Below are 19,993 nucleotides of genomic sequence, written 5' to 3'. Positions count from 1 at the left end.
GACTTCCGTGTGCTTGGGTTTTACTGCTTGCGCTTGCTGGTCACACTGGTCAGGCGACCGCCTTTGAAGCGCAGAAAATGATACATGCCGCTGCGTGGGCCGTAGACCCATTCCTCCACCGCGACTTCGTTGCGTTCGCCATAGTAGCCGGTGACGACTCGGTAACCGAGGAAGTCGCGGCTGATCGGTTCGCCGCAGGTGCTGATTACTTCGCCGGTGGTGTCGCCGCTGCTGACCAGGCCACTGCCGCAGCGCAGGGTTGAGCTGGCCCAGAGTGAGGGGCTTACCAGCAGGAGCAGGCAGAGCAGCAGTCGGCAAGGCATGGCAGAACTCACTGGTTGCGTTTGGTTTCGATGCTGCGCAGGCGGTTGGCCTCGAAGGTGAGGATATACAGCATGCCGTTGTTCGGCCCGTACACCCACTCCTCAATCCTGAACTCGCGGCGGTCGTATTCGCCCAGGCTGTAACCCAGCACGTCGCGGTATTTCGGCGGGCCGCAGCGCTGCTCGACCTCGAAGGCGCGGTCGCCCACGCTGACCAGCGCGCTGCCACAGCGCATGCTTTCTGCCTGGCTGGCGGCGCTCCAGGTCGCCAGCAGGAGGAACCACAGAGGTTTGTTCACTATTCGCTGTCCAGGTGCAGGGCGCTGGCGGTGCGCCCGGGTTCGGCGGTGTCGCTGAGGGCGACATCTAGCAGGAAGATGCGTTCGTCGGCCAGGCCCTGACTGACCAGGAAATCCTTGATGCTGCGGGCGCGATCCTGAGCCAGCTGACGCAGCAGCAGCTCGCTGCCCTGCCAGTTGGCGAGCACCGCCTGCTCCAGGCGGGCACTGCGCTCCGCATCACCCAGCTCTTTCCATTCGGTCGGAGGCTGTTGTTTCAGGCGGGCGCGATAGATGCCTTCGAGCAGGCTGGGTTTGATGCCGTCCGGTACTTCAAGCTCGCTGGGGCTGGCCGGGACCTTGTCACCGCTGCGTTGCAGCATGCGGTAGTAGTTGCTCTGGTACTCCTCCTGCAGGCGCTGGCTCGCCAGCAGGGGGCCATCATTGGCCTTGGCGCTGACGCCTTCCACGTCCAGGCGCAGGGCGGGGCGTTCCTGCAGGGCCTTGGCCAGGGTCTCCAGGGTGCCCGTGGCCTGTTTGTCCAGACTGTCGCTGCCGGGGGCAAAACTGACCTGACTGAGGTCGGCCTGCTCGCCGCCGACCAGCCCGGCAATGAAGTTGAACGGCGCCTGTACGGCCCGCACCACCAGATTGCGCAGTGTCTGCCAGACGATGGGCATGACACTGAATTCAGGATTGTTCAGATCGCCCGATACCGGCAGCTCGATGCTGATCTTGCCTTCGCTGTCCTTGAGCAGCGCGACGGCCAGGCGGATGGGCAGATCCACGGCATCCTTGCTGTCCACCTGCTCACCCAGTTGCAGCTGTTCCAGCACCAGTTTGTTGTCGGCATTCAGCTGGCCTTTCTCTATGCGGTAGTGCAGGTCGAGGTTGAGGCGGCCCTTCTTGATCCGGTAACCGGCGAACTTGCCGGAGTAGGGGGTCAGGGTGGTCAGTTCAACGTGTTGGAAGCTGGTGGCGATATCCAGTTTGTCCAGCGGGGCGAAGGGGTTCAGCGCGCCCTTGATGCTGACCGGCGCATAGCGATCGACACGGCCTTTGATATCGACAGCTGCCGCCTTGGGCGAGCGACTGTCGATGGTGCCGATGTGGCCCTCGAGGCGCTGAATGGCGGTGGCAAAGTTGGGGCTGAGGCTGAAGTCGGCAAAGTTGGCTGAGCCGTCGGCAATCGCGATGCCACCGATATGAATGCCCAGCGGTTTGCCTGGGGCACTGGGGGCAGGGCTGGCGGGTTGCGGGATCAGCAGCTCGTTGACGTTGGTGGTCAGGTCTTCGTTGATGATGAAGCGGGCGTAAGGCTGCTGCAGACGGATCTTTTCGATACGCAGCTGATCGCCATGGACATACTGCAAACCATCAAGCTGAAGCCGCTGCCACTTGAGAAAGTCGCGGTTCTTCAGGGTGTCGAGTGTATGCAGCTGATGCACTTCGGCACTGCCGGCAACGCTGAAGACCAGTGGCGCAGCACTCTTCAGATCGACCTTGAGATCGCTGCCCAGCAGGCCGCTGCGTAGCTCCAGGCGCACGAACGGCTGAAGATAAGCCTGCGCCAGACGCAGGTCGATATCCTTCGTGGTGACCTGCAGCTGGGCACCGAGCGGTTGCAGCAGGACCTGGCCGGCCGCGCTGAGCTTGCCTTGCTTGCCCAGGCCACTGTCGAGTTTCAGCTGGAAGGGCTGATCACCGCTGCTGACGAAGTTCTGCAGGTCGAGATCCAGAGGGCCGACATCCAGTTTCACCGCCCGTTCGGGTACGCGGTCTTCGAGATGCGCGCGGTAGCCGCGTAGCTGGGTATCGACCAGGGTGATCTGCCAGGGTTTGTCTGTGCCAGGCTCTGCCGGCGCCGCTGTGGCCTGGTCGTTCGCCTTGGTTTCGCCGGCCGCTGGTGTCGGGGTGGTTGTGGCTAATGCAGTTGTTGCTGTTATAGCCGGTTCAGCCGGGCTGGCGCTCGGCTCTTCGCTGGCTGCCGGTTTGGCCGGGGTAGCCAGCAGTTTCTGCCAGTCGAGTTGGCCATCCTTCTCGCGGGCCGCCCAGGCTTCCAGGTTCTGGCTGCGAATCTGGCCGATGATCACTTGCTTTTGCGCCAGATCGAGCGAGCTGTTGCTGATGTCCAGTCGCTCGAGCTTCAGCAGCGGTTTCTGTTCTGGGCTCTGGATGGCAAAGGGGGCAAGGCTGACGGCGAGTTGCTCAAGCTTCAGGGCGGTACCCTGCAGCAGGCTGAACTGGTAGTTGGTGCTGGCGCTCAGGGTGCCTTCCTGCAGGTCCAGTGGCACGGCATCACGCACATAGGGCCAGAAGGCTTTGAGCTTGGCATCGCTGAGCTTCAGGCTGCCCGTGGAGGCCAGAGGGCTGAGGCTGAACTCGCCCTGCCATTCCAGCTTGCCGCCGTTGGGACCGGTGGCCATGAGCGTCAGATCGGCATTGTCATCCGGCAGGGTGCTGAGCTTGTGCAGGCTCAGGTCGAGGCTGTCGTAGGTGAATTCGATGGCTTCAGTCGGGCGCTCATCCTTGAAGTGCAGGCTGCCACCGTTGAGGGCAAAGTGGTCCAGACGCAGCGGGAAGGGTTCGGCCGCCGGCTCTTCGGTCTTGCCTTGGCTGGCGGGCAGTTTGAACAGTTGGGTCAGGTTGAGCGTGCCGTCCTTGGCGAACAGCAGCTCGGTGTGCGGTTTGTTCAGTTCGACGCTGGCCAGGTGCAGCGCGCCGCTCCACAGACTGTTCCATTGCAGGTCGATGCCCAGGTGCTCGAAACCGACCTGACGCTGCGTGTCGTCACCCAGTTGCAGGCCCCAGAGATCAAGCCTGAGGGTGAAGGGATTGAGCTCGATGCGCTGCAGGCTGGCCGGCACGGCGGCATACTGAGCCAACTGCTGGTTGACGACGCGCTGTGCGACGCCGGGCAGAATGAGGAAGCCCAGCAGGCTGTAGGCGCCGGCGGCGACGGCGAGTGTGGTGAGGCCGCGTTGCAATCCTTTGGACATGGCTGTGTGCACTTTCCCGACACATGATGCCTTGAGTATGGCTGCCCGAGCGTGAAGTGGTCTAGCTGGCTTAGAGTTGCAGGCGCAGTGTCTTCAGTGGCGGCTTGCCATCGCGCGAGGGGAAGTCGTCGGCCGGGCGGATCACCTGGCAATCCCGAACCGGTCTGCCGAGTTTTTCCGCACAGCGCAGCACTTGGTTCCGCCAGTCTTCCAGCTCGACCTTGGCCAGGTTGTTACAGCACACCAGCGTGCCGCCCTCGGCAGTTGCCAGCAGGGCCGGCTTGAGCAGGCTCTGGTAATCACGCAGCAGATCCACCGTGCCAAAGGCGCTCTTGGCCCAGGCGGGCGGGTCGAGCAGAACCAGATCGAACTGGCGCTGTTCCAGGCGTGGATAGTGCGGCAGCTTCTGCCCGCGCCGCGTACTGACCGGCAGTCCGGCGAGCTGGCGGATGGCCGGGAAATAGTCGGACTGGATGAACTGCATGGCTGGCAGTTGTGGATTCAGTGCGCCGTTTTCCTTACCCACCGCCAGATTGCCCTCGGCAAAGTCGAGGTTGACCACTTCGCGGGCGCCACCGGCTGCGGCACACAGGCCGACGCCGCAGGTGTAGGCGAACAGATTGAGTACCGATTTGCCTGCGCTGTGAGCCTTGATCCAGCCGCGGGTATTGCGCAGGTCTAGAAACAGCAGCGGGTCCTGTCCCGGGTGGCGCGCGCGTACCCGGTAGTTGAGGCCCCACTCGTGGCCGATCTGATCTTCCAGGGCGGCGGGTTCGATCTGATACACCGGGTCGCTGCGGTCGATCCGCGAATTGCTGCCGGAGCGGTCGTTGTAGACCAGCTGTAGTTCCAGTCCCAGAGCCTGGTTGACGGTGGCGTGCAGTTGCAGGAGAGCATCGCGCTCGATGGGCTGGTGGAAGCTCTGCACCATCAGTTGCGGACCGTAGCGGTCGGCTGTCAGGCCGGGTATGCCCTCCTGGCTGCCATGGAACAGGCGGTAGCAGTCGGTGCCCTGGTTGTGCAGTTCCGCCAGCAGGGTTTCGCGGGCGGCGAAGGCGGCGCGCAGCGCCTGGTCGAGAGAGGACATGCGCGGCGTCTCGCAAAGGGAAGGCGCGCAGTTTACCAAGAAAAACGCCGGCACTAGGCCGGCGCTAATTGGAATAGCAGGAGCAATCGCGTCGCGAGCGTAGGTCAGGCTAGGCGAAAGCTGGCGAGGGCGCGGAGTTTACTTGTGTGTAAATGAGCAGCCCGAGCCTGCTTTCAACAACGCCTGATCAAGCGCAGCAGCGATTGACCTGCTATCAGCGTTCGATGGCCAGGGCCACGCCTTGCCCGCCACCGATGCACAGGGTGGCCAGGCCTTTCTTGGCGTCGCGCTTGATCATCTCGTGTAGCAGGGTCACCAGCACGCGGCAGCCGGAGGCGCCGATCGGGTGGCCGAGGGCAATGGCACCGCCGTTGACGTTGACCTTGCTGGCATCCCAGCCCAGTTCCTTGCCGACGGCCAGGGCCTGTGCGGCAAAGGCTTCGTTGGCTTCGATCAGGTCCAGGTCGGCCAGCTGCCAGCCGGCCTTGGCCAGCGCGCGCTGGGTGGCGCAGACCGGGCCGATGCCCATGATGGCCGGGTCTACACCGGCATTGGCGTAACCGGCGATGCGCGCCAGTACCGGCAGTCCGAGCTCCTTGGCCTTGTCGGCACTCATCAGCAGCACGGCAGCGGCGCCGTCGTTGAGGGTGGAGGCGTTGCCGGCGGTGACGCTGCCGTCTTTCTTGAACGCCGGCTTGAGCTTGGCCAGCGACTCGGCGGTGGTGCCGGCGCGCGGCTGTTCGTCGGTGGCGAAGCTGACCGGCTCGCCCTTGCGCGAAGGAATCAGGATCGGGGTGATCTCGTCAGTGAAACGCCCGGCCTCGATAGCGGCGGCGGCCTTGGCCTGGGAAGCGGCGGCGAAGGCGTCCTGCTCCTCGCGGCTGATGCCGTACTTTTCCACCAGGTTCTCGGCGGTGATGCCCATGTGGTAGTCGTTGAAGGCGTCCCACAGGCCGTCCTGGATCATGGTGTCGACCAGCTTGCCGTGGCCCATGCGCTGGCCGGTGCGGGCCGCGGGCATGACATAGGGCGACTGGCTCATGTTTTCCTGACCGCCGGCGATGACCACCTCGGCATCGCCGCAGCGGATGGCCTGGGTGGCCAGGTGCAGGGCCTTGAGGCCCGAGCCGCAGACCTTGTTGATGGTCATGGCCGGGACCGTGTGCGGCAGGCCGGCCTTGATCACGCTCTGGCGTGCCGGGTTCTGGCCGGCACCTGCGGTAAGAACCTGGCCGAGCAGCACTTCATCAACCTGCGCGCCGTCGAGGCCGGTTTGAGCCAGCAGCTGCTTGATGACAGCGGCGCCCAGCTCGGTGGCCGGGACGTTGGCCAGAGAGCCTTGGAAGCTGCCGATGGCGGTGCGGGTGGCGGCGACGATAACGACTTCACGCATGGAGCTTGTCCTCACAACGGATAACGACGGTCAGGGACTGACCGGGAAAGCGGCAATGGTCGCATACCGGGCAGGCAGCAGCCAGCGGCTCAGTCGCGTGTTGGCAGTCCCATCCTGCGCCGGGCGCGCTGAGCGGCTCCGTCGCGTACGGCCCAGCGCAATAGCGGAGCCAGGGTGTGCACACCGCTGCGGATCAAGGAGCGCTGCCAGGCACCTAGTTGCAAATGGAGTTGTGTGCGAGCCCAGTCAGGCAGAAGGTCGATGCCGGCCAAGCGAAACAGATGGGCGATCGGTACGCTGATACGGCTGGGAGCAGGTGCGTCGCGCAGCAACTGCCAGACTTCCACGGTGCGCTCATCACAACGCAGTTGCGGACGCATGGCCGTCAGATAGTCCGCTACTGCCAGGCACGAAGTGGGAACGTTGGTGGCGCCTAACCCTTCGGCAACCCGAGCCATTTCCGCGTAGTAGCGATCTTGTTCGGCGACACTCAGATGGGGGTTGCAGTAACGCCTGTAGCTAGCAAGAAAGCAGGAAACTTCGGCGACGTGTACCCAAGTCAGCAGTGCTGGATCACTGGCCGCGTAAGGTTGACCATCAGTTGTGATGCCGTTGACGCCCTGATGGATTTGCCGAACCCGTTTTAGCAGCCAGTCCACAGAGGCGCTGGGGCCGAAGGTGGTTCCTGCGACGAACTGGCCCGTCCGACGGAGGCGCCCCAGCATATCCTGACGAAAATTCGAGTGGTCCCAGACTCCTGCTAGCGCAAGCGGGTGGAGCATCTGCAAGAGCAGTGCAGCCACTCCGCCGACCAACATGCAGGTGAAATCGCGGTGCACCTCCCAGGGCATGGAGTCGGGGCCGAAAAAGCCCTTATCGCCTATGGGGTGCTCGTAGTCGATTTGCCCCAGAGCCAGGCCGCTCAGACTGAGAACCTGGGCTTCGATGCGCCGTCGCAGTGCTTCCACGGTGTTAGCGGTTTAGGCGCTGTTCAATCAGGCTTTCGACCACACTGGGGTCTGCCAGGGTCGAGGTGTCGCCGAGGTTGTCCAGCTCGTTGCAGGCAATCTTGCGCAGAATGCGGCGCATGATCTTGCCCGAGCGGGTTTTCGGCAGCCCCGGTGCCCACTGCATCAGCTCAGGCTTGGCGAAGCTGCCGATCTCCTTGCTGACCAGCGCGAGCAGCTCGGCCTTGAGGCGCTCGCACAGCTCCACGCCCAGTACGGGGGTGACGAAGGCGTAGATGGCCTGGCCCTTGATATCGTGAGGGTAGCCCACTACTGCGGCTTCGGCGATGGCGTCATGCAGGACCAGCGCGCTTTCCACTTCGGCGGTGCCGATGCGGTGGCCGGAGACGTTGATCACGTCGTCGACCCGGCCGGTGATCCAGTAGTAGCCGTCCTCGTCGCGGCGCGCGCCGTCGCCGGTGAAGTAGTAGCCGGGATAGGGCTTGAAGTAGGTGTCGATCATCCGCTGGTGATCGCCAAAGACACTGCGGATCTGGCTTGGCCAGCTTGACTTGATCGCCAGTACGCCACTGCCCGGTCCGTCGATTTCATGCCCCTTGTCGTCCAGCAGCACCGGCTGTACGCCGAAGAAGGGGCGGGTGGCCGAGCCGGGTTTGAGGTTGGTGGCGCCAGGCAGCGGGGTGATCATGATCGAGCCTGTTTCGGTCTGCCACCAGGTGTCGACGATGGGGCAGCGGGTATCTCCGACCACGTGGTAGTACCACTCCCAGGCCTCCGGGTTGATCGGTTCGCCCACCGAGCCGAGCAGGCGCAGGCTGGAGCGGTTGGTCTTGCGCACCGGCTCCTCGCCTTCGCGCATCAGGGCGCGCAGGGCAGTGGGGGCGGTGTAGAAGATGTTGACCTGGTGCTTGTCGATCACCTGCCAGAAGCGCGAGGCATCCGGGTAGTTCGGCACGCCCTCGAAGATCAGGCTGGTGGCGCCGTTGGCCAGCGGGCCGTAAACGATGTAGCTGTGCCCGGTGACCCAGCCGACGTCGGCGGTGCACCAGTAGATGTCGCCCTCGTGGTAGTCGAACACGTATTTGTGGGTCATGGCGGCGCCGAGCAGGTAACCGCCGGTGGTGTGTAGTACACCCTTGGGTTTGCCGGTGCTTCCGGAGGTATAGAGGATAAACAGCGGGTCTTCGGCATCCATCGGCTCGGCCGGGCAGTCACGGCTGACCGTCTGCATGGCCTGGTGGTACCAGAGGTCGCGGCCCTCAACCCAGTTCACCTCGCCCTGGGTACGCTCCACGACAACCACGGTGGAGACCTCCGGGCAGCTTTCCAGTGCCTTGTCGACATTCTTCTTCAGCGGGATGTACTTGCCGCCGCGCACGCCTTCATCGGCCGTGATCACCGTGCGGCAGTCGGCGTCGAGGATACGGTCACGCAGGGCATCCGGAGAGAAACCGCCGAACACCACCGAATGCACTGCGCCGATGCGCGCACAGGCGAGCATGGCGTAGGCGGCTTCGGGGATCATCGGCATGTAGATGCACACCCGGTCACCTTTCTGTACGCCGCGGCTTTTCAGGACATTGGCCAGCCGGCTGACTTTGTCGTGCAGGCGGTTGTAGGTGATGTGCGCCGATTCGCTGGGGTTATCACCTTCCCAGATCAGCGCAATCTGCTCACCCCGCTCAGCCAGGTGGCGGTCGATGCAATTGTGCGCGACGTTGAGCAGACCGCCCTTGAACCACTGCGCCTCGCCTTTGGCGAGATCGCTGTGATGCAGCTGATCCCAGGGCTTGAACCAGTCGAGGAAGGTCCGCGCCTGTTCGTTCCAGAAGGCTTCGGGCTGTTCGATCGACTGGCGATACAGGCGCAGGTAGGCGTCGTTGTCCAGGTGCGCGCGGGCGCGCACGGCATCGCTGACCGGATGCTGGGTGATGGCGTACATGGCGAGGTCCTTATTGTTGTGATTTCGCTATGGACGCTAGGGTGAACCAAGCAACTGCTTGGTTCAATAGTTGGTGCGCAGTATATGGCTGGCATATTGGTCAGCCGATGGCGACAAAAAAGCCGACCGGTCTATACGGCGCGATCGGCTTTGACTGCGGCGGGTGGCTTTGCTTAGCCGCGGTGGCGACCGCGGAAAAACTCGATCAGGCCCTGGGTCGAGCCGTCATCGGCCTGGCTGTCGTCGCTGCCGGTGAGGCGCGAATAGACGTTCTTGCCTAGCTCCTTGCCAAGCTCCACACCCCACTGGTCAAAGGCATTGATCCCCCAGAGCACGCTCTGTACATAGACCTTGTGCTCGTACATGGCGATCAACGCGCCGAGGCGGCGCGGGCTGATGCGTTCCAGCACCAGGGTGTTGCTCGGCCGGTTGCCGGGGATCACCTTGTGCGGCGCCAGGCGCTGCACTTCGCTTTCCGGCAGGCCCTTGCTGCGCAGTTCGGCCTCGGCTTCCTCACGGCTCTTGCCCTGCATCAGCGCCTGGCTCTGCGACAGGCAGTTGGCATACAGCCACTGGTGGTGGTCGGCGACCGGGTTATAGCTGGATACCGGCACGATGAAGTCGGCCGGAATCAGCTGGCTGCCCTGATGCAGCAACTGGTGATAGGCATGCTGGCCGTTGCAGCCGACGCCACCCCAGATCACAGGGCCGGTGCCGGCGGTGATCGGCGAGCCATCCTGGCGCACAGTCTTACCGTTGGACTCCATGTCCAGTTGTTGCAGGTGGTCGGTGATGTTGCGCAGGTAGTAGTCGTACGGCAGGATCGCCTGGCTGCGTGCGCCCCAGAAATCACCGTACCAGACGCCGAGCAGGGCCAGCAGCACCGGGATGTTGCGGTCGAAGGGGGAGCTCTGGAAATGCTGGTCCATGGCATAGGCGCCGGAGAGCATTTCCTTGAAGTTGGAAATGCCGATGGACATGGCGATCGGCAGACCGATGGCCGACCACAGCGAGTAGCGCCCACCCACCCAGTCCCACATCGGCAGCACGTTTTCCTCGCGGATGCCGAAGGCCTTGGCTGCGGCGACATTGCTCGATACGGCGATGAAGTGGCGGTGCAGTTCGGCCTCGCTGCCGCCCTGAGCCAGGTACCAGGCTCTTGCCGCCTGGGCATTCTTCAGGGTTTCCAGGGTGCTGAACGACTTGCTGGAAACGATGAACAGAGTGGTTTCCGCCGACAGCTTGCTGACCAGTTCGCGGAACTCGCTGCCGTCCACGTTCGCTAGGTAGTGGCAGCGCAGTCCCTTCTGAGCGAAAGGAAGCAGGGCCTCGGAAACCAGTTGCGGGCCGAGGAAGGAGCCGCCGATGCCGATATTGACCACATCGGTGATGACCTTCTCGCTGTAGCCGCGCCAAAGCCCGTTGTGCAGGCGGGTGACCAGATCGGTCATTTGCTGCAGCACCTGATGTACGTCGGTCATGATGTTCTTGCCGCCGACGAACACCTTGTCGCCCACGGGGCGACGCAGCGCTGTATGTAGCACGGGGCGCTGCTCCGAGGCGTTGATCACCTGACCGTTGAACATGGCGCTGATGGCATCGCCCAGTTGCGCCTCTTCGGCCAGTTTCACCAGCAGCTCGAGGGTCTGCTCGGTGATCAGGTTTTTCGAGTAGTCCAGCATCAGGCCGCAGGCATACAGACTGAAACGCTGAAAACGCTGGCTGTCGCCGGCGAAGGCCGCGCGCATGCTGAACGTGCTCATCGCATCCCGGTGTTCGGTGAGAGCCTTCCAGTTGGCCAGTTGGGTGACATCGAGGGGCGTCAGGTGATGATCCATATAAACCTTGCGGCAAGAGTGGCTGGCATTGTTATGAAAAAGCCCGGTAAGACCGGGCTTGATTCTAGCGGTTATGTGGCGCAAGCCAATGGCTGGCGCTCTTCGAGTCAGGTTCAGGGGTGGCTGGTGAACGCCAGATTGTCTATCAGCCGGGTGGTGCCCAGGTAGGCCGCCACCAGAATCACCAGTTCCCTGTCGCCGGCCTGGGCCGGGCGCAGGCTGCCCGCTTCGCGGATTTCCAGGTAATCGGGGCGGAAACCGGCCTTCTCCAGGTGCTTGAGACCATCCAGAGTCAGGCGTGAGAAATCGTCGCGGCCGCCACAGATGCTGTCGGCCATGTCCTTTAGGGTGGCGAACAGCTGAGGCGCTACCTGGCGCTGCTCGGCACTCAGGTAACCGTTGCGCGAGGACAGGGCCAGGCCGTCGTCGGCGCGCACCGTGGGCTCACCGAAAATCTGTACCGGCAGGTTGAGATCGCGTACCAGCTTGCGGATCACCGCCAGTTGCTGGAAATCCTTTTCACCGAAGATCGCCAGATCCGGCTGAACCATGTTGAACAGCTTGGCCACCACGGTGGCGACGCCCTCGAAATGCCCCGGGCGACTTCCGCCGCAGAGACCTTCGGATACTACCGGCACGCTGATGCGGGTCTGGTTGTCCATGCCCTGGGGATACATCTCCTCGGGCGTCGGGGCGAACAGCAGATGGCAGCCGGCGCTGACCAGTTTCTCCTGATCGGCGGCGAGGGTGCGCGGGTATTTGGCGAGGTCCTCGTTGGGGCCGAACTGCAGCGGATTGACGAAGATGCTGGCCACCACGAAGTCGGCTCGCTGGCTGGCTTTCTCCACCAGCGCGACGTGGCCGCTGTGCAGGTTGCCCATGGTTGGTACGAAGCCGATGCGCTTGCCTTCAGCGCGCGCGCGGGCAATGGCGGCACGCAGTTCGCGTACGGTCTTGACGGTGTTCATGCGGAGAATCCGTGCTCGGGAGCGGGGAAACTGCGTTCCTTCACGGCGCTCACGTAGGCGGCCAGTGCTGCCTGGATGGAAGGTTGACCGTCCATGAAGTTTTTCACGAACTTCGGTGTGCGCCCTGACAGGGCCAGGCCCAGCATGTCGTGCAACACCAGAACCTGGCCATCGGTATCGACGCCGGCGCCAATGCCGATCACCGGAATTTTCACCGACTGGCTGATTTCCGCGGCGAGTGCGCTGGGCACGCATTCGAGCAGGAGCATGGCGGCACCCGCTTGCTCCAGTGCCATGGCGTCGGCACGCAATTGACGGGCCTGGGCCTCCTGGCGCCCCTGAACCTTGTAGCCGCCGAGGATGTTGACCGCCTGCGGGGTCAGCCCCAGGTGCGCGCAGACCGGAATGCCGCGCTCGGCCAGCAGGCGGATAGGCTCGGCCAACCAGGCCGCGCCTTCAAGCTTGACCATGTGTGCGCCGGCCTGCATCAGCGCGGCGCAGTTGGCAAAGGTCTGTTCCAGCGTCGCGTAGCTCATGAACGGCAGGTCGGCGAGGATCAGTGCGCCTCGGTTACCACGTTTAACGGCAGCAGTGTGATAGGCCATGTCGGCGACGCTGACCGGCAGAGTGCTGTCCTGACCTTGCAAAACCATGCCAAGGGAATCGCCGACCAGCAGCACATCGACGCCAGCCTGGCAGGCCGCCTGGGCGAAGGTGGCATCATAGGCCGTGAGCATGGCGATCTTCTCGCCGCGCTGCTTCAGCTCTTGCAGGGTGGTCAGGGTTACATCAGGCATGGGCATGTCCTCATTCAAGCTGCCGGCGTACGGCGACTGCGCGGGGCAATGTCAGCGTCGGCAGGCCTGGATTGGCGCCTCTCGAAACAGGGCGCTAGGCAACGGGACGCCTATAGTCCTGATGGGGGGCGGGGAAGTCAATTGCAGGTGTTACCTGCGTGTTACGTCGTTACCGCCAGCAGAGGCGCCTCGGCAATACGCTCAAGGCCAGTGAAGGGGCAGGCGCTCAGCAGTGTGGCCAGCGTGCGGCCATCGGGTAGCTGCAGGTCGGGGGCCAGCTCGGCCAGCGGATACAGAACGAAGGCGCGGGCATGCATATGGTAGTGTGGCACGGTCAGGCGCTCGTCGTTCAGCAGGCGTTGGCCAAACAGCAGAATGTCCAGATCGAGCGTGCGCGGCCCCCAGCGTTCGGCCTTGCGCTGGCGCCCCTGCTCGAGCTCGATGTGCTGCAGATGATCAAGCAGCTCGTGCGGTTCGAGGCGGGTGTCGAGAGCGGCCACGGCATTGACGTAGCGCGGCTGGTCGGGTGGGCCGAGCGGGTCGCTGGCATACAGCGAAGAGCATCTGCTGAGCTGGCTGTCAGGCAGCCCCTGCAGGGCCTGCAGGGCGGCGCGCAGTTGCTCCTGAGGCTCGGCGAGATTGCTGCCGAGGCCGATATACACGCGCTCCATCTTATTCGCCGCTGGGTGCGTTGCCGTCACTGCGCGGGCCGCGACGCCGGCGATTACCGCCGCGACGGCGCTTGCGTGGCGCGCCATTGCTGTCTTCCCGCTCTTTGCTGCTGAGGTCGCGGATCATCTGCCGGCGTTCGCTGTCGGAGACTTCCTGATAGTCAGTCCACCAGTCGCCCAGACCGTCCGTTTGCTCGCCTGCGCTTTCACGCAGCAGAAGGAAGTCATAACCGGCGCGGAAGCGCGGATTTTCCAGCAGCAGGTCGGCCCGCTTGCCTTGGCGGCGCGGCAGGCGCTCCTGCATGTCCCAGATTTCGCGGATCGGAATGGTGAATCGCTTGGGGATAGCAGTGCGCTGGCACTGCTCGGCGATCAGGCTGTGTGCCGCTTCCTGCATGGCCGGGATCGGCGGCATGCCCTGTTCCTGCAGGCGCAGCACGCGGGCTGGCAGCGCAGGCCAGAGAAGCGCGGCGAAGAGGAAGGCGGGGGTAACCGGCTTGCCCTGTTCGATGCGGTCGTCGGTATTGATCAGGGCCTGGCGAATCAGCTTGCCGGCATAGTCCGGCTGCTGACGCAGGGCAGCCCCTGCGGCGGGGAACAGCGGGGCGAACAGATCATATTGCAGCAGCAGTTCGAAGGTGTGTTCGGCGTAGCCGGAGAGGAACAGCTTGAGCACTTCGTCGAACAGGCGCGCCGAGGGAATGTCGCGCAGCAGTGGGGCCAGGCGCTGGATTGGCGCGGCGGTGTGGCGTTCGATGTCGAAGTCGAGCTTGGCGGCAAAGCGCACCGCACGCAGCATACGCACCGGGTCTTCCTGGTAGCGCTGGGTCGGGTCGCCGATCAAGCGTATCTGCCGGTTGCGGATGTCAGGCACGCCATGGGCGTAGTCGAGTACGCGCTCGGTCACCGGGTCGTAATACAGGGCATTGATGGTGAAGTCGCGGCGTTGGGCGTCGTCCTCCAGGCTGCCGTAGACGTTGTCGCGCAGGATGCGCCCGCTTTCGTGGCGGGAGGATTGCTGCGGGTTGTCTTCGTCATCGATTTCCGGATGGTTGGCACGGAAGGTCGCGACTTCGATGATCTCGCGGCCGAAATGCACATGAACCAGTTTGAAACGCCGGCCAATGATGCGTGCGTTGCGGAACTCGGCTCGGACCTGTTCGGGGGTGGCGCTGGTCGCGACGTCAAAATCCTTCGGGTCGAAGTCCAGCATCAGGTCGCGGACGCAGCCTCCCACGGTGTAGGCCTGGTAGCCGGCTTTCTGCAATCGCTCGACCACATTCACGGCGTTGCGGCTGATGCGGTCGCGGGCCAGATTATGCTGGCGGGCATTGAGCACGGTGGGTGTGCTGCGCGGAGTGGCGTTGGGGCGCTTGCGTCGTAGCGACTGGATCAGCTTCTTCAGCATGGGGTGTTCTGTCGAATGGATTTCGGGGCCGGCAGGATAGAGGCCCGGGCAATAGGCGCGGATTCTAGCACTGGCACGAAGGCTGGTGAATGCAGCGGGGGGAGAAGGGGCAAAGCTACTGGGGGAACCGAAGTTCCCCCCCAAGTTGGTGCGTGCTTTGTTTTTATTATTATTACGGGCTTGTTGTTGGAATTGTTTGACCCGTAAGGCAGGCCAGGGGCCTTGTCAGCTACTCCCAAGCAGGGAGTCAGTAGCCAACGGATTGCTTTGGAAGCTGATGTTGCCATGATCAATCCATGATCCAGTCAGAGCGGCTGCTGCCTCGGGGCAGTTTTATTATTCTCGGTCTGGCTGCGGTTTTACCCGGCGGCGCTTCCTCTCCAAAACAATCAGTTAACTGCGCCTCCACATTTTTGTTTTTGTTGTGCGGGAGTCGTAACGTCTTGTTCTTATTGTTTTTGGTTGGAGCTTTTTATTGTTGTTGTGCCAAATAGAAAGCAGATGGCGTGCCAACTTTTGAAAATCCTTTAAAAACAATGGTTTGATGGTTTTGTGTGGCGCCAGTGTGGTGCTGGTGGGGGCATTCTCGTTACCGCTTTCCCCGGACTTGTTACGAGATATTGAGGGGGTAACAGCAAACTGCCGGCTCGGGGCCGGCAGTCTGGGTCAGGATGAGGCGCTGGATTTGCGCCGTGGGATGCCTAGGCGCTGGCGTCGTTCCCACAGGCACTTGCGGCTGATGCCGAGTTTGCGTGCCAGTTCGGTTTCGGTCATGTGGTCCTGGTGCTCAAGGACGAAATGCTGGAAGTAGTCTTCCAGTGACAGGTCTTCGGTAGGCTCCAGGCCAGAACCGCTGCTGCTGTTATCGAAATCGTCGTCCAGCTCCGCCAGCTCGATATCGATGCCCAGCAGCTCGGCGCTGATCTCGCCGCCCTCGCAGAGGATCACCGCGCGCTCGATGGCGTTTTCCAGTTCGCGTACGTTGCCAGGCCAGCTGTACTGGGCAATCGCCTGTTCGGCCTCGAAGCTGAAATGCAGGCCTTCGCGCGCCATCTGCGTGCACTGGCGCTCCAGAAAGGAGCGTGCGATTTCCAGAACATCATCGCCACGTTCGCGCAGAGCAGGCAGGCGCAGGGCGATGACATTCAGGCGGTAGTAGAGGTCTTCGCGGAACTGGCCGGTCTTGGCCAGTGATTTGAGGTCGCGGTGGGTGGCGGCGATCAGGCGTACGTCGACCTTCTGTGACTGTACCGAGCCGACCCGGCGAATCTCGCCTTCTTGCAGCACGCGCAGCAGGCGGGCCTGGGCTTCCAGTGGCAGTTCACCGATCTCGTCGAGAAACAGGGTGCCGCCATCGGCGGCTTCCACCAGACCGGCGCGACCGGCGCTGGCGCCGGTAAAGGCGCCTTTTTCATGACCAAAAAGCTCGGACTCGATCAGGCTTTCCGGGATGGCGGCGCAGTTCACCGAGATCATCGGTGCTTTGGCCCGGCGCGAGAGGTTGTGTAGGGCGCGGGCTACCAGCTCCTTGCCGGTGCCTGATTCACCCTGAATCAGTACGGTGGAATCGGTGGGTGCCACTTTGCGGATTTTGCTGAAGAGGTCCTGCATCGGCATGCAGTTGCCGATGATGTTCATGTCGCCTTCGCTGGCCGCGGCGGCTTTATCCTGACCGCGAGGCGCACTGCTGCGCGGGCTTTCTGCCGGGCGGTTACGGGCATTCTCGCGATCCTTGAGGATGCGGGCCACGGCCTGGAGCATCTCGTCATGGTCGAAGGGCTTGGCGATGTAGTCCACCGCGCCAAGCTTCATCGAGTCCACCGCCGAACGCAGGCTGGCATAGCTGGTCATGATCAGCACCGGGATGCCTTCGGCAAGCTTGATCAGCTCGGTGCCGGGAGCGCCGGGCAGGCGCAGGTCACTGACGATCAGGTCGAAACCGGGGATGTTGTGGCGTTCCTGAGCTTCCTGCACCGAGCCAGCTTCGCTGACCTGGTACTGGTTGCGCTCCAGCAGGCGTCGCAGCGCGGAGCGGATGATGGTTTCGTCTTCGACGATCAGGATGTTCGGCATCAATACAATTCTCTCGACGGTCGCGGGATCGGTGCTGCAACACAGTCGGCTTCAGGCCGGCCGGGAGCGCGCGATTGCTCAGGGTTCATCGGACGTCGCCTCGACATGCCGGGGCAGGGTGACACGAATGCGGGTTCCGCACTGACGGTCAGGGAAGGCCGGGCTATCGATGGATATCTGCCCATAATGCTCTTCCACGATCGAATAGACCAGTGCCAGGCCGAGGCCCGTACCTTTGCCCGGGTCCTTGGTGGTGAAGAAGGGTTCGAACAGCCGATCCATGATCGACTGGGGAATACCGCTGCCCTCATCCTCGACGGTCAGCTCGATACTGTCACCCTGCTGCTCGCTGGAGACCCGGATGATGCCGCCATCCGGTGAGGCGTCGCGTGCGTTGGACAGCAGGTTGATCAGCACCTGAGCCAGGCGCTGCGGGTCACCGTTGACCCAGTGATCGGGATGACAGAGGTTGAAGAACTGCACGTCGTTGCTGCGCTTGTTCAGCGACAGCAGGCCGATGGCCTCGCGCGCGACTTCGGCCAGGCAAACAGGTTCGGCGTCATGGGTGCGGGTGCCGGCGTGGGCGAAACTCATCAGTGACTGCACGATGCGTGAGACGCGCCTGGTCTGTTCGAGAATCTGCAGACTGATTTCCTCGAGCTCGCCGTCGCCCTCGCGTTCCTCCTTGAGGTTCTGCGCCAGGCAGGCGATGCCGGTGATGGGGTTGCCGATCTCGTGGGCGACCCCGGCGGCCAGCCGGCCGATGCTGGCCAGGCGTTCGGAGTGCACCAGCTTGTCTTCCAGCAACTGGGTCTCGGTCACGTCTTCGATTAGTAGTACCAAGCCATTGCTGCCAGGTGCCAATGGCTCTTCAATGGCGGCTTTATGCAGATTGAGCCAGCGCGCCTGGCCGTCGAGGTTCAGGCGCTGCTTGTGCAAGTGCTCAATATTCAAGTCGACGAAGCACACCAATAGCTCACGCCAGGGGCTGGGCAGGGCATCGAGTCGGGAACCGATGACCTGCTGCGCGGGAATCTCGGTGAGATCCTCCATGGCGTGGTTCCACATCACGATTTCCCGGTCGGTGGCCAGCGAGCACACGCCCATCGGCAGTTCCTGCAGGGTCTGGCGGTGGTAGCGGCGCAGGGTGTCCAGTTCGGCGGCCAGGCCGGTCAGGCGCGAGTGGTAGTCCTCCAGGCGCGTCTCGATGAAGTGGATGTCTTCGCTGACGTAGGCCTTGCTGCCGGACTTGTAGGGCAGGAAGTTTTCCACCAGATCCTGCGCCACGCTGGGGCCCATCAGGCCGGACAGGTTGGCCTCCAGGCGGTCGCGCAGACGGCGCAGGGCATAGGGGCGGCGCTCATCGAAGGGCAGGTGCAGATCGCGCAGGGCCCGCTCGACTTCCTTCTGTGCGGTCATGGGGCCGAGAGGCTTGGCCAGTTGTGCGGCAAATTCCTGTGGCGAGACGGCCAGCAGTTCGCGGCGCTGCGGGCGGTGCACATTGTCCACGGCGCAGGCTTCAGCGGCGCTGACTTCATCGGCGCTGGCCTCGGTGAACAGCGACACCAGGGTAAACACCAGCACGTTGGCGGCCAGCGAGGCGATGGCCGCGAGGTGCCAGCTGGTGTCATCCAGCACGTACACGGTGCTGAACAGCGGCACATAGAGCGTTTGCACATTACCCAGCAGTGGTAGCAGCAGGCTGACTGCCCACACCAGCATGCCGGCCAGCATGCCGGCGATGAAACCGCGCCGATTGGCGTTCGGCCAGTAGAGTACCGAGAGGGTGGCCGGAAGGAACTGCAGGGTGGCGACGAAGGCGACGATGCCCAGGTTGGAGAGGTCCTGTTCGGCCTTGAGCAGGCGATAGAAACCATAGCCGGCGACGATGATGGCGCAGATCAGGCCGCGGCGTGTCCATTTCAGCCAGCGGTAGATGTTGCCCTCGGCAGGCGGCTGGTACAGCGGCAGCACGATGTGATTGAGGACCATGCCTGACAGCGCCAGGGTCAGCACGATGATCAGACCGCTGGCCGCCGACAGGCCGCCGACATAGGCGAGCAGGGCCAGGGTCTCGCTTTCCACGGCGATGCCCAGGCCGAGGGTGAAGTATTCCGGGCTGGTGGTGGCGCCGAGCTTGAGGCACGACCAGAGGATCAGCGGGACTGCCAGACTGAACAGCAGCAGCAAGAGTGGCAGGCCCCAGCTGGCCGTGACCATGGCTCGTGGGTTGAGGTTCTCGGTGAAGGCCATGTGGTACATGTGCGGCATGACGATGGCCGAGGCGAAGAACACCAGCAGCAGGGTACGCCACGGACCTTCCTGCAGTGGCGTGTGCAGGGCGGTCAGCGCCGACTGGTTCTGCAACAGCCACTGCTGCAGATCCTGCGGGCCGTCGAACACGCCATACAGGGCGTACAGGCCGATGCCGCCAAGGGCCACCAGCTTGACCACCGACTCGAACGCGATGGCAAACACCAAGCCTTCATGTTTCTCGCGGGTGGCCACATGGCGGGCGCCAAACAGCATGGTGAACAGGGTAATCAGGCCGCAGAAGGCCAGGGCCACGCGTTCCTGCAGGGGTTCGTGGGTGAGGATACTGATCGAGTCGGCGACCGACTGGATCTGCAGTGCCAGCAGCGGCAGCAGGCCGAGCAGCATGAATACCGTGGTCAGGGTACCGGCGGCGGTGCTGCGGAAGCGGAACGCGAACAGGTCGGCCAGCGATGACAGCTGGTAGGTGTGGGTGATGCGCAGAATCGGATAGAGCAGCACCGGCGCCAGCAGGAAGGCTCCGGATACCCCCAGGTAGCTGGCGAGAAAGCCATAGCCGTACTGGTAGGCCATGCCCACGGTGCCGTAGAAGGCCCAGGCACTGGCATACACGCCCAGTGACAGGGTGTAGGTCAGCGGGTGGCGCATGACGCGCCGGGGAATCCAGCCGCGCTCACTGATCCAGGCGACGCCGAACAGGGCCAGCAGGTACAGCGTGCTGATGGCCAGCAGCTGGCTAAGGCTAAAGCTCGTCAGCATCGTGTTGGCTCTGCAGGATGAAGGTTGCCACGATCAGGATCAGCCACAGCAGGTACGGGCGGTACCAGGCGCCGGAGGGCTCGATCCACCAATCCATGATGGCGGGGGAGAACAGGTAGATCCCTACTACCAGGAGCAGGACCAGACGGTAGATGTACATGCCGGAACTCTTGACGGGCGTGCCGCGATGGTAGCGGAGCCGACCGGCGGCTGAA

15 protein-coding genes are annotated in these 19,993 nt (G+C 63.3%); all 15 read right to left on the bottom strand.

What is annotated here, in order from left to right:
- Nucleotides 1-20: 20 nt before the first annotated feature.
- The gene (locus CK486_RS09745; RefSeq protein WP_095940107.1) at nt 21-323 is read right to left on the bottom strand and encodes a DUF2845 domain-containing protein; all 303 of its coding nucleotides are present in this window, start codon (nt 321-323) and stop codon (nt 21-23) included.
- Nucleotides 324-331: 8 nt separating this feature from the next.
- Complete coding sequence (locus CK486_RS09740) at nt 332-559, bottom strand: DUF2845 domain-containing protein (protein ID WP_095940345.1); 228 nt, start codon at nt 557-559, stop codon at nt 332-334.
- 62 nt (nt 560-621) lie between these two features.
- Nucleotides 622-3,600, bottom strand: a complete 2,979-nt coding sequence (locus CK486_RS09735; protein WP_095940106.1) for a DUF748 domain-containing protein — start codon at nt 3,598-3,600, stop codon at nt 622-624.
- Nucleotides 3,601-3,670: 70 nt separating this feature from the next.
- Entirely contained in the window at nt 3,671-4,687 is a 1,017-nt protein-coding gene (locus tag CK486_RS09730) for a class I SAM-dependent rRNA methyltransferase (RefSeq protein ID WP_095940105.1), read from the bottom strand.
- A gap of 214 nt (nt 4,688-4,901) precedes the next feature.
- A complete protein-coding gene (locus CK486_RS09725; RefSeq protein ID WP_095940104.1) occupies nt 4,902-6,080 on the bottom strand; it encodes an acetyl-CoA C-acetyltransferase in 1,179 nt (392 codons plus the stop codon).
- 89 nt (nt 6,081-6,169) lie between these two features.
- On the bottom strand, nt 6,170-7,048 hold the full coding sequence (locus CK486_RS09720; RefSeq protein ID WP_095940103.1) for an oxygenase MpaB family protein: 879 nt from the start codon (nt 7,046-7,048) through the stop codon (nt 6,170-6,172).
- A 4-nt stretch (nt 7,049-7,052) separates the two neighbouring features.
- Complete coding sequence (gene acs / locus CK486_RS09715; RefSeq protein ID WP_095940102.1) at nt 7,053-8,990, bottom strand: acetate--CoA ligase; 1,938 nt, start codon at nt 8,988-8,990, stop codon at nt 7,053-7,055.
- A 173-nt stretch (nt 8,991-9,163) separates the two neighbouring features.
- Entirely contained in the window at nt 9,164-10,828 is a 1,665-nt protein-coding gene (gene pgi / locus CK486_RS09710) for a glucose-6-phosphate isomerase (RefSeq protein WP_095940101.1), read from the bottom strand.
- Nucleotides 10,829-10,941: 113 nt separating this feature from the next.
- Nucleotides 10,942-11,796 carry a pantoate--beta-alanine ligase gene (gene panC / locus CK486_RS09705; protein ID WP_095940100.1) on the bottom strand — a complete coding sequence of 285 codons (855 nt, stop codon included), beginning with the start codon at nt 11,794-11,796 and terminating at the stop codon, nt 10,942-10,944.
- On the bottom strand, nt 11,793-12,593 hold the full coding sequence (panB, locus tag CK486_RS09700) for a 3-methyl-2-oxobutanoate hydroxymethyltransferase (RefSeq protein WP_095940099.1): 801 nt from the start codon (nt 12,591-12,593) through the stop codon (nt 11,793-11,795). The genes panC and panB overlap by 4 nt, the downstream gene beginning before the upstream one ends.
- A 161-nt stretch (nt 12,594-12,754) precedes the next feature.
- Nucleotides 12,755-13,264 (bottom strand): 2-amino-4-hydroxy-6-hydroxymethyldihydropteridine diphosphokinase, encoded by a 510-nt coding sequence (gene folK, locus CK486_RS09695; RefSeq protein WP_095940098.1) that lies wholly within the window; start codon nt 13,262-13,264, stop codon nt 12,755-12,757.
- A gap of 1 nt (nt 13,265) precedes the next feature.
- Nucleotides 13,266-14,672 carry a polynucleotide adenylyltransferase PcnB gene (locus CK486_RS09690; protein ID WP_095940097.1) on the bottom strand — a complete coding sequence of 469 codons (1,407 nt, stop codon included), beginning with the start codon at nt 14,670-14,672 and terminating at the stop codon, nt 13,266-13,268.
- Between the two features lie 666 nt (nt 14,673-15,338).
- A complete protein-coding gene (locus CK486_RS09685; protein ID WP_095940096.1) occupies nt 15,339-16,745 on the bottom strand; it encodes a sigma-54 dependent transcriptional regulator in 1,407 nt (468 codons plus the stop codon).
- Between the two features lie 78 nt (nt 16,746-16,823).
- Nucleotides 16,824-19,778, bottom strand: a complete 2,955-nt coding sequence (locus tag CK486_RS09680; protein WP_095940095.1) for a sensor histidine kinase — start codon at nt 19,776-19,778, stop codon at nt 16,824-16,826.
- Nucleotides 19,762-19,938, bottom strand: a complete 177-nt coding sequence (locus CK486_RS09675; protein ID WP_095940344.1) for a hypothetical protein — start codon at nt 19,936-19,938, stop codon at nt 19,762-19,764. The genes CK486_RS09680 and CK486_RS09675 overlap by 17 nt, the downstream gene beginning before the upstream one ends.
- Nucleotides 19,939-19,993 lie beyond the last annotated feature (55 nt).

The organism is Pseudomonas sp. HAR-UPW-AIA-41 (genome assembly GCF_002304225.1).
Taxonomy (GTDB): Bacteria; Pseudomonadota; Gammaproteobacteria; order Pseudomonadales; family Pseudomonadaceae; genus Aquipseudomonas.
This window is presented reverse-complemented; position numbering and strand designations above follow the sequence as displayed.

Coding starts and splice junctions, on each gene's coding strand:
- CK486_RS09735 (WP_095940106.1), bottom strand. CDS start 3,600: ATGTCCAAAGGATTGCAACGCGGCCTCACCACACTCGCCGTCGCCGCC.
- CK486_RS09680 (WP_095940095.1), bottom strand. CDS start 19,778: ATGCTGACGAGCTTTAGCCTTAGCCAGCTGCTGGCCATCAGCACGCTG.
- acs (WP_095940102.1), bottom strand. CDS start 8,990: ATGTACGCCATCACCCAGCATCCGGTCAGCGATGCCGTGCGCGCCCGC.
- panB (WP_095940099.1), bottom strand. CDS start 12,593: ATGCCTGATGTAACCCTGACCACCCTGCAAGAGCTGAAGCAGCGCGGC.
- CK486_RS09690 (WP_095940097.1), bottom strand. CDS start 14,672: ATGCTGAAGAAGCTGATCCAGTCGCTACGACGCAAGCGCCCCAACGCC.
- CK486_RS09730 (WP_095940105.1), bottom strand. CDS start 4,687: ATGTCCTCTCTCGACCAGGCGCTGCGCGCCGCCTTCGCCGCCCGCGAA.
- panC (WP_095940100.1), bottom strand. CDS start 11,796: ATGAACACCGTCAAGACCGTACGCGAACTGCGTGCCGCCATTGCCCGC.
- CK486_RS09685 (WP_095940096.1), bottom strand. CDS start 16,745: ATGCCGAACATCCTGATCGTCGAAGACGAAACCATCATCCGCTCCGCG.
- pgi (WP_095940101.1), bottom strand. CDS start 10,828: ATGGATCATCACCTGACGCCCCTCGATGTCACCCAACTGGCCAACTGG.
- CK486_RS09725 (WP_095940104.1), bottom strand. CDS start 6,080: ATGCGTGAAGTCGTTATCGTCGCCGCCACCCGCACCGCCATCGGCAGC.
- CK486_RS09740 (WP_095940345.1), bottom strand. CDS start 559: ATGCGCTGTGGCAGCGCGCTGGTCAGCGTGGGCGACCGCGCCTTCGAG.
- folK (WP_095940098.1), bottom strand. CDS start 13,264: ATGGAGCGCGTGTATATCGGCCTCGGCAGCAATCTCGCCGAGCCTCAG.
- CK486_RS09675 (WP_095940344.1), bottom strand. CDS start 19,938: ATGTACATCTACCGTCTGGTCCTGCTCCTGGTAGTAGGGATCTACCTG.
- CK486_RS09745 (WP_095940107.1), bottom strand. CDS start 323: ATGCCTTGCCGACTGCTGCTCTGCCTGCTCCTGCTGGTAAGCCCCTCA.